The sequence below is a fragment of the Flavobacterium subsaxonicum WB 4.1-42 = DSM 21790 genome, from assembly GCF_000422725.1.
In the GTDB taxonomy this organism is placed as follows: Bacteria; Bacteroidota; Bacteroidia; order Flavobacteriales; family Flavobacteriaceae; genus Flavobacterium; species Flavobacterium subsaxonicum.
Map to the genome: position 1 here is coordinate 171,529 of NZ_AUGP01000028.1, position 9,329 is coordinate 180,857.

Annotated in this window: 11 protein-coding genes; 8 read left to right on the plus strand and 3 right to left on the minus strand. The window is 39.8% G+C overall.

Going from position 1 to position 9,329, the window contains the following annotated elements:
* The first annotated feature begins 6 nt into the window (after positions 1-6).
* From G509_RS0109715 to G509_RS0109730, 4 genes are all read left to right on the plus strand, one after another.
* Positions 7-939, plus strand: a complete 933-nt coding sequence (locus G509_RS0109715) for a PstS family phosphate ABC transporter substrate-binding protein (RefSeq protein ID WP_026991354.1) — start codon at positions 7-9, stop codon at positions 937-939.
* Between the two features lie 43 nt (positions 940-982).
* Positions 983-2,677, plus strand: a complete 1,695-nt coding sequence (locus G509_RS0109720; protein WP_026991355.1) for a tetratricopeptide repeat protein — start codon at positions 983-985, stop codon at positions 2,675-2,677.
* A gap of 98 nt (positions 2,678-2,775) precedes the next feature.
* Positions 2,776-3,408, plus strand: coding sequence for a 7-carboxy-7-deazaguanine synthase QueE (locus tag G509_RS0109725; protein ID WP_026991356.1), 633 nt, complete (start codon positions 2,776-2,778; stop codon positions 3,406-3,408).
* Positions 3,409-3,427: 19 nt separating this feature from the next.
* Positions 3,428-3,835 (plus strand): DUF2059 domain-containing protein, encoded by a 408-nt coding sequence (locus tag G509_RS0109730; protein WP_026991357.1) that lies wholly within the window; start codon positions 3,428-3,430, stop codon positions 3,833-3,835.
* A 52-nt stretch (positions 3,836-3,887) separates the two neighbouring features.
* Here G509_RS0109730 and G509_RS0109735 read toward each other — a convergent pair whose 3' ends face one another.
* The gene (locus G509_RS0109735) at positions 3,888-4,595 is read right to left on the minus strand and encodes a class I SAM-dependent methyltransferase (RefSeq protein ID WP_026991358.1); all 708 of its coding nucleotides are present in this window, start codon (positions 4,593-4,595) and stop codon (positions 3,888-3,890) included.
* A 41-nt stretch (positions 4,596-4,636) separates the two neighbouring features.
* On the opposite strand from G509_RS0109735, the gene G509_RS0109740 reads away from it, so the two are divergent.
* The 3 genes from G509_RS0109740 to G509_RS0109750 all read left to right on the plus strand — a co-directional run bounded on the left by G509_RS0109740 (position 4,637) and on the right by G509_RS0109750 (position 5,833).
* The gene (locus tag G509_RS0109740; RefSeq protein WP_026991359.1) at positions 4,637-5,131 is read left to right on the plus strand and encodes a YkgJ family cysteine cluster protein; all 495 of its coding nucleotides are present in this window, start codon (positions 4,637-4,639) and stop codon (positions 5,129-5,131) included.
* Between the two features lie 70 nt (positions 5,132-5,201).
* The gene (locus G509_RS0109745; protein WP_026991360.1) at positions 5,202-5,564 is read left to right on the plus strand and encodes a VOC family protein; all 363 of its coding nucleotides are present in this window, start codon (positions 5,202-5,204) and stop codon (positions 5,562-5,564) included.
* Between the two features lie 2 nt (positions 5,565-5,566).
* Positions 5,567-5,833, plus strand: a complete 267-nt coding sequence (locus G509_RS0109750; protein WP_026991361.1) for a hypothetical protein — start codon at positions 5,567-5,569, stop codon at positions 5,831-5,833.
* Here the strand turns inward: G509_RS0109750 and G509_RS21810 are convergent.
* Complete coding sequence (locus G509_RS21810) at positions 5,830-6,042, minus strand: hypothetical protein (RefSeq protein ID WP_035738809.1); 213 nt, start codon at positions 6,040-6,042, stop codon at positions 5,830-5,832. The two genes, G509_RS0109750 and G509_RS21810, sit on opposite strands and share 4 nt — an antisense overlap.
* Before the next feature lie 89 nt (positions 6,043-6,131).
* The gene (locus G509_RS0109760) at positions 6,132-7,331 is read right to left on the minus strand and encodes an exo-beta-N-acetylmuramidase NamZ family protein (RefSeq protein WP_051200104.1); all 1,200 of its coding nucleotides are present in this window, start codon (positions 7,329-7,331) and stop codon (positions 6,132-6,134) included.
* Positions 7,332-7,413: 82 nt separating this feature from the next.
* On the opposite strand from G509_RS0109760, the gene G509_RS0109765 reads away from it, so the two are divergent.
* Positions 7,414-8,649: an ABC transporter permease gene (locus tag G509_RS0109765; RefSeq protein WP_026991363.1), complete on the plus strand. Its 1,236-nt coding sequence runs from the start codon at positions 7,414-7,416 to the stop codon at positions 8,647-8,649.
* Positions 8,650-9,329 lie beyond the last annotated feature (680 nt).

Below are 9,329 nucleotides of genomic sequence, written 5' to 3' on the forward strand. Positions count from 1 at the left end.
AATAAAATGAAAAATAGCTTTAGCATTACATTGGGGGTTGTAGTAACATCGGCAATCATGTTTTCCTGCAAGCAGGAAGTTTCGGGTTCTGGAGACGCTGCCCCTGTAGAAACCATGACATCGGGTAACTTAACGCTTTATGTAGATACCACAGCCCAGCCCATTATAGAAGATGCATTGGCTGTATTTCATAGCATTTATCCTAAAGCCCGCATAAAACAGGTAAACCGCGCCGAGAGCGAAGTTGTAAATGCACTTATTAAAGACTCTGCAAATGTTGCAGTACTGGCAAGGCCACTTACTACCCAGGAAGAAGCGCATTTTACAAAGCAGGGTATTACACCAAGGGTAACATTTTTTGCTACCGATGCCCTGGCGCTTATTACCAATAAAAAATCTACAGATACGGTTGTTAACCTGCAGGAAGTTTACAAAGTATTGCAGGGCAAGCCGTCGGCTACCGTAAAAAAGCTTATTTTTGATAATTCAAATTCGGGTACGGTACAACTGCTGCTTAAGCAGGCGGGTGTAACTAAAATTGCCACTACCGATGTTTATTCTCTTAAAGATACCGAGGCTGTATTAAAATACGTTCACGAAAATCCCGGTTCTATTGGCATAATTGGGGTAAACTGGTTGGTGCAACCCCCATTAGGATGGGAAAAATATGTAGAAAACGTGCGTGTTTTAGGCGTTGATAATGTTAAAATTGATAAGTCGTCCAAAAAATATTACAAACCATCTCAAAGCAACATAGCTGCGGGCTTATACCCAATTACACGCAAGCTGTATGTGTTAAATTATCAGGGCAAAAACGGTTTGGGCATAGGTTTTGAAACCTACCTAACTGCTGAGTCTGGACAAAGGCTAATTTTAAAGTCGGGTTTAGTGCCTGCAACAATGCCCACAAGAGAGATAGAAGTTAGAAGTGAACTATAAAATAACCACTAAATATTAATAAAAAGGAGAAATTAAAATGATTATGAATAAATTTAAATTCCTCGGTTTATCGTTATTGCTTTTCAGTATGGCAAATGCACAGGATGCAAACGAGGCCAAGAAAGCAATTGATGCTGAACAATACCAAAAGGCAAAAACAATTTTAAAATCGCTGATTGCATCGAAACCGGAAGATGGAAAAAACTTCTTTTTGTTAGGCGATGTATACTTAACACAAATGGAGCAGGATTCTGCTGCGGCTACTTTTACTAAAGGTAAAGCTGCAAAAGATAATGCCAGCTTTAATGATATTGGCCTTGGCCATATCGACCTTAACAACGGCAATGCTGCCGGTGCCCAGGCAAAATTTGATGCTGTAGAAAAAGACCTTAAAAAAAGAGATGTAGAGCAATTGGTTTACATTGGCCGCGCTTACATTTATGCGGGCAAGCCCGATTATAAAAAAGCGGTTGCCGTGCTTAACAAAGCTGTAGCCAAAGATGCTAAATATGCACCTGCTTACCTTTATTTAGGTGAGGCTTACTACCGCGACAGAGATCAGAACAATGCGTACAAAAATTTCCGTACGGCATCAGAGTTAGATCCATCACTTTTAAGGGCTAAACTTCAGTTGGGTGTAATTACTAAAAACACTAAAGCTGCTTTCCCGGAGGCTGTAAAGGCATTTGATGGTATAGTTGCCGCAAACCCTAACTACGGGCCGGTTTACAGAGAACTTGCTGAAACGTACTACCTATGGGGAACTACAGACAGCTCTAAGAAAAAAGAGTACAACCCTAAGGCACTTTCGTACTACGAAAAATACATGAGCCTTACCGATTATTCTCTTGATTCAAGGATGAGGCATGCTGACTTCCTATTGCTAACAGGCGATTACAAAGCGCTTGAGGCAGAAGCTCAGAAAATGCAGCAAATGGATAAAGTAAATCCAAGGATACTTAGGTATGCTGCTTATGCTGCTTACGAAAACCAAAACTATCCGGCAAGTATTACTGCCATGAAAGAGTTTATTGCCAAAGTAGACCCTAAACGTATCATCGCAAGAGATTACCTTTACCTTGGCCTTGCGCAGCTTGCCTCAACAGTAGGTAAAGATGATAAAGACAACTCGATAATTAAAGATCAGGTGCAATTTGATGAGGCTATTGCCAACATTAAAAAAGCTGCCGAAACGGATATTAACATTACTAACGAGTTTAACGCTATTGGTAAAAAGTTATTCGACCAAAAACTTTATGGCCCAGCGGCTGTTGTGTTTGAGGTTGCTACAACAAACCCGGAGAACAGGAACTTGTTTTACGATAACTTCTACCTTGCTTACTCAATATACTACGATCACGTAAACAAGTCGGCTGAAGCTAAAAAAGCAAACACGGCACAACTTGTAAAAGCAGATACTGCTTTGGCAAAAGTTATAGAGCTTTCTCCGGAGGCTCAGGATGCTTACCTTTACAAGGCTAAGGTTAACCAAAACCTGCAAACTAACGATGCTTACGCAGAAATGGCCAGGAACTACGATAAATATATCGAGATCGTAACGGCTAAAGGTGGTGCAGAGGTTACTAAAGCTACTAAAACCCTTATAGAGGCTTACTCTAACGCGGGTGCTTACTATGCTGTAACAGATAAAGCAAAAGCTAAAGATTACTTTACTAAAGCCCTTGCTCTTGATCCTAACGATCAGTACGCTAAAGGCGAATTACAGAAACTTAAGTAATTCTAAATACATTTGTAAAAACCGGCTTTATGCCGGTTTTTATGTTTTTATGCTGTGCAGCGATTAAATGCTTATCTTTGCAAACTATTTGAAATATAATGCTGAAGAAGGAACTACAGATAGAAGTTGAAAAGGGCATAATGCTGCCATTAATGGAGGAGTTTTACACCATACAGGGCGAAGGTTTCCATACGGGTACTGCTGCCTATTTTATTAGGGTGGGCGGTTGCGATGTGGGCTGCCACTGGTGCGATGTTAAAGAAAGCTGGAATGCCGATTTGCATCCGCCAACAAGTATAGATACCATTGTAAACAATGCCAAGCAATATGGTAAAACTATTGTTATTACAGGCGGCGAACCGTTAATGTGGAATATGAGCCCGCTTACTCAAAAGCTTAAAGACGAAGGTTTGAGGGTGCATATAGAAACATCGGGCGCTTACCCGTTAAGTGGCACCTGGGACTGGATTTGCCTTTCGCCTAAAAAAACAAAATTACCAACCCCGGATGTTTACCTGTTTGCACAGGAACTTAAGGTAATTATACACAACAAGCACGATTTTATTTTTGCCGAAGAACAGGCCGCTAAAACCAATAGCGATGCTATCCTGTTTTTACAGCCCGAATGGAGCAAAAGAGACGAGGTAACTCCGTTAATTGTAGATTATGTAATGAACAACCCTAAATGGCGTGTATCGTTGCAAACACATAAATATCTAAATATACCGTAATAACCAAAACCTTAATACCATGAAAAAATTTTTATTCGCAATAGCATTTTTTCTTATTGCTAATGCAGGCTTTGCTCAGGATGCCTTTAAAAAAGATGTTTTAAAATTTCTTGAAATGAGCGGTGTTCAAAACAGCTATAAAAAAGCTATGGAACAATATACCCAGGATATACCGGCAGAGAAAAAAGCCGAATTTAACAAAGAATTTGATGCCTCTCTTAAAGGGCTGCTTGATAAAATGGCCGATTTGTACATGACTAAATTAACGCACGACGATGTTAAGGCGGTAATTAAGTTTTACGAAAGCCCGGCGGGTAAAAAAGTTACAGGCGTTTCTCAATCTAACGAATTTATAGAAAAAGCAACTGCCTTAGGGCAGGAGTGGGGCCAGGGAGTTGGCGAGATGCTTCAAAAATATATGCAATAACAGTTTGTTGCAAAATAAGAAAGCCCGAAACAATGTTTCGGGCTTTCTTATTTTATAGTGTTAACCGGGCAAGATAGTCATAATGCTCGCCTTCCAAAACCAGCTCGCATTTAAGGCCACCGGCGTGGGCAGCATTTTGCAGTGTGTTGTAATCTATATACATCCAGTTAAACGGGTCTTCCTTTTCATTTTTATAAGAGATATTGAAAACAAGCTCGCCATAATAATCAATATCCGATGGTATCCACTTGCCGCCATCATCATCTTCATCAAACATATAAATAATATCAGACGAATCCAGCAGTATTTGTCCGCCCTCATTAAGCAGTGATTTCAGCTTATTTAAAAATGCCGGAATATTAGTAAGCTTGCCGCACATACCGGCACCATTCATTAATAAAAGTATGGTGTCAAACTTTTGGCCTTCCAACTGCATTACATCCTGGGCAAAAGCATTTTTAATTCCCCTTAGTCTACAAGCTTCAATGGCGTTAGCCGAAATATCTATAGCGGTAACATTAAGTTCGCGTACGTTTTGAAGGTACAGGCTGTGGCTTCCGGCGCCGCAACCCACATCGAGCACGCGCCCTTTGGCAAGCTGCAACGCTTTTTGCTCCATAGCGGGCATGTTTTTGTAGTTGCGAAACAGGTAGGCAACCTCCATTTCATCTTCTTCAGATATGGATGTTTCGGTAATTAAATTTTCCGGGGCATTGCCGGTTTGATAATCAAGTATTGCTTTACCAAAAAGGTCTTTCATTTTTTTATACTTTTGCTGCGATTGATAAATGTACTGATGGAATGGAGAATTTTTTAAAACAGCTTCCTAAGCTTGCCAAAGATAAGCATAACGAGAATAAAAAGTTTTTTGATAAGCTTAAAAAGAAGCCACCCAAAAACCTGGACTATGTTATGCAGGAGCTGCACGACCGCGAGTTTAAAAAAACAAATTGCCTAAACTGCGCCAACTGCTGTAAAACCACGGGTCCTCTGTTTACCCTTGCCGATGTAGAACGTATTGCCAAACACTTTAGGCAAAAGCCGCAACAGTTTATAGAAAAGTATTTGCGCATTGATGAGGATAACGATTATGTGCTGCAAAGTGTGCCGTGTACTTTTTTAGATGCAGAAAATTATTGCATGATCTATGATGTAAGGCCAAAGGCATGCAGGGAGTTTCCGCACACCGACAGGAAGAAATTTCAGCAAATTGCCAACCTTACCATTAAAAATGTAGCTATATGCCCGGCGGCATATAACATTGTAGAAGAAATGAAAAAGAAATTGCCGGTATAGCCCGGCTTTTTTGTAGGCTGTTTGTAATTAAATCAGAAATTTTTTTAGATTTACTGTTTAAAACTATACCATGGCAAAACTTACTTCTATAACCCCAATGTTCTGGACAACACAAGTTAAGGCAACCGTTGCATTTTATACCGAAGTTTTAGGTTTTGAATGTGGCGCTATGGAAGAAGGCTGGGCAGTACTGCTTCGCGATGAAATAGAAATTATGGTGGCCTACCCAAACCCTAATGTACCGTTTGACGGGCCCATGTTTACCGGGTCGTTTTACATTAACACCACCAATGTAAACCAGCTTTGGGAAGCCTGGAAAGATACCTGCACTATTTGCTACCCGATAGACAATTTTGATTATGGCATGCGCGAGTTTGCTATTTATGATAATAATGATTACATACTGCAATTTGGGCAGCCCGTTAACCAGTAATTATGAGAACAATTCGCAGGCTTTTAATTTTGTTTGTACTATCGGTAATTATAGCGGTAGCTATTTATTTTATGACCGATGATGTTGTAGTTTCATCATGGACCACTAAAATAGGCGAGGTTGTGGCGCTTATAATTCCGGTATTTGTTTTTATTACCATTGCGTATTACGCCGTTCAGCTAATAAAAACCCTGGTAGGTAAAGGCAGCAATGCCGTTAAGGGTGTGGCAAAAAAAAGCCCTCCTAAAAAAGAGGGCCAGGATATTTAAGCAGCAACTTCTTCTTCGCCGTGTTGCTTTAATTCGCCTACAAAGCCTTCAATGCTTTGTATTTTGCCTTCAACATATTCAAGAAGGCCTTCAATTTTATCTCTAAGCTCTTCAAAGAAAGCTATTACGTCTTCAATATACCCTTTAAGTTTATTTATAAGGCTAAGAAGGTACTCTACAAAGGTGTTTACTTTTTCTGTGATATTCATGGCATGGTGTTTTTGAGATTATTACACCATGAAATTACAAAACCCTTTTGATACCCAAATGCACTTTGTGTAAACATTAAGAAATCGGTCTACTCACCATATATAAGGTAGGGCTTGCGCATCTTTTTAAACTCTTCCAGGCCCGGTTTCCAGCTTTCTCTAATTTCATTTTCGGTTTTACCTGCTTCAATTTGCTGTTGCAATTGGGTTGTGCCGGCAAGCTTTGTAAAAAACGGAATAAAAAATTTCGATTTATCAGCTGTTTCGTTATGCGCTTTTATCAGCCACTTTAATTCTATACGGTTAACTTTTGGGTATTTAGATAAATCTTCGCCATAGCACACTTTGCCATTATATTGCGGGTCTTTAGCACCCTCGTTTGGTGCAGGTGTAAAACTAAAGCCTGTGTTAGGCAGGTAAGGCGACCCGTAAACCTGAAACTGTTTATTGGTGCCGCGCCCAAGGCTAACATTGGTGCCTTCAAAAAAGCAAAGGCTTGCGTATAAATTTATAGCCTGGTCGTTTGGCAGGTTAGGTGATGGTTTAACCGGTATACTATAAGTAGTTGTTCGCTTATAGTTTAGGCAGGGTATAACCGTAAGTTGGCACTGTACTCCGTTTTTAAGCCATTTTTGTCCGTTAATCATTTTTCCGTACTCGCCAATAGTTAATCCGTGCATTGTTGGTATGGTGTGCATTCCCACAAAACTGGTATTTTCTTTCTCAAGAGTGGGGCCATCTACAATGCCGCCGTTAGGGTTAGGCCTGTCTAATAGTATCAGAGGTATACCATTTTCGGCGCAAGCCTCCATAATATAGTGTAAAGAGGATATGTACGTAAAAAAACGAGCACCTACATCCTGAAGATCGAAAACTAAAACATCAATACCCTCCAGTTGTTCCGGCTTTGGCTTTTTGTTATTGCCGTAAAGCGAAATAATAGGCAATCCGGTTTGGGTGTCCTTGCCATCTTTAATAAGTTCGCCGGCATCGGCAGTACCCCTAAAGCCATGCTCGGGCGCGTATATTTTTTTAAGGTCAACTTTTTTATCCAGTAAAAAATCAACCACGTTGGTGTTATTGCCATTCAGGGTAACAATCCCGGTCTGGTTAGTAACAATCCCAACCTTTTTATTTTTAAGCAGGGGCAGATAAGCCTCAAAGTTATCGGCACCGGTTTTTATCGCTTCCGCCTGTATAGTATTGCTAATTGCCGGTTGTGTATTGTCTATTATCTCGGGTCTGTTATCTTTTGTCTTTTCCTTAACGGAATTTCCACAGGCCGCCATCAATATAAATGAGAATAAAACTGTATTTTTGACTTTAGGGAATTTGACCCCGCCAAGTAAAAACGAATAAGATACCATACCGTTGAATTTAGAATATTTTATAGCCCGCAGGTTAGTTACTGCAAAGAACCATAAAAGTAGTATATCTGCACCAATTATAAAAATTGCCATTGTGGCCATAGCCATAGGTATAATTATGATGGTGGTTGCCATAGCTACGGGGGTAGGGCTGCAGGATAAAATTCGCGAAAAGATATCGGCCTTTAATGGGCATATTATTATTTCTAACTACGATGATAACCAATCAGAGGTTAGTGTAGAGCCCATTTCTATAAAACAGGACTTTTATCCTAACTTTAAACAAGTGCCGGGCATTACCCATATACAGGCTGTGGCCTCTAAGGCGGGCATCATCCGTACCGAAAGTGCTTTTGAAGGCGTAATATTTAAAGGAGTAGGCAAAGATTTCGACTGGAATGCCCTGCAGGAGTATATTGTAAAAGGCAGGATACCCAATTTAAAAGATAAGCTTACTAACGAGGTTATACTATCAGAATATCTGGTAAACATGCTGCAGTTAAAGGTAGGCGATAAATTCAACACCTTTTTTTTAAAGGAAGGCGGTAACGGCATACCCAACCTGCGCCGGTTTGAGCTGGTGGGTATTTACAATTCGGGTTTCCAGGAATACGATTCGGCCTACATGATTGGCGATATTCGCCATGTGCAGCGCATCAATAAATGGAAACAGGATCAGGTTGGTGCTTTCGAAGTTTTTATAGACGATTTTACCCAACTGCAACAAAAAGGCAAAGAGGTATACAAAGCCATACCCTCTACTTTAAATAGTGTAACCATAGAAGAAAAGTATGTAAACATATTCGACTGGCTAAAACTGTTTGATGTTAATATAATAGTCATCATCGTAATCATGATAATTGTTTCTACTATTAATATGGTAGTAGCACTGCTGGTACTAATATTAGAGCGTACCCAAATGGTGGGTATGTTAAAAGCATTAGGTGCTAACAACTGGAGCATACGTAAAATATTTTTGTACAATGCAGCTTACTTAATAGTAAAAGGACTGTTTTGGGGCAACCTGATAAGTATAAGCCTGCTTTTAATTCAGAAATACTTTGGCGTAGTAACCCTGCGCCCCGAAAATTATTATGTAAGCGTTGCTCCGGTAACTATAGATATACCGGCCATATTATTAATAAATGCCGGAACAATAGTTGTATGCCTATCGTTGCTACTAATACCGTCGTTTATAATTACCAGGATATCTCCGGTAAAAGCACTACGCTACGAATAATTTAAAGCTGCACACGCTCTCCTATATAAGGACAAGATGCTTTTCCTTATATATAGGAGTAAGCCTTGCGCAACTTTGCTGAAAAGTCTCTTTAATATTTTAAGTAAGATTAATCCATACAGTACCCGTACCCGGCTCCCCTCTCCTTCGGAGAGGGGTTGGGGGAGAGGACTTCTTATATGTAAGAGTAAAGCTTTGCGCAACTTTGTGTTTCTTTGAGAATCTTTGCGAAATAGCCTTTACTTAAATTACCAAATCGACAAAACTGCCCCAATCTAAGCTCTAAAACCCTTAAAACCCCACCCAGATCCACCTCCCAACAAAAAATAACAAAAAACTTTCGTATTCAAGCTTCACATTAACAAAGAGTTAAGAAAAACATTTAAAAAAGGTTTAGATAAAGCTTTGAAAAGAGAAAAGAAGTGGTACTTTTGCACCCGCATTAGAGAGCAAGTTCTTACACAAACTGAAAACGCAAACAAGGCATTAACCGATAGCAATAAAGGTTAAAAAAAAGTAAAATAAAGCTTGGATGATAAAGGGAAAAGATAGTATCTTTGCCCTCCCTAACCGAAAGGAAAGGTGTTCATTGTAAAGCTGAAATACCAAGCCTGGCTTACCGCACCGAGAGGGACGGGTTCAAAAAAAAGGTTAAATTTTTTTTTGAAAAAGCTTGCGGG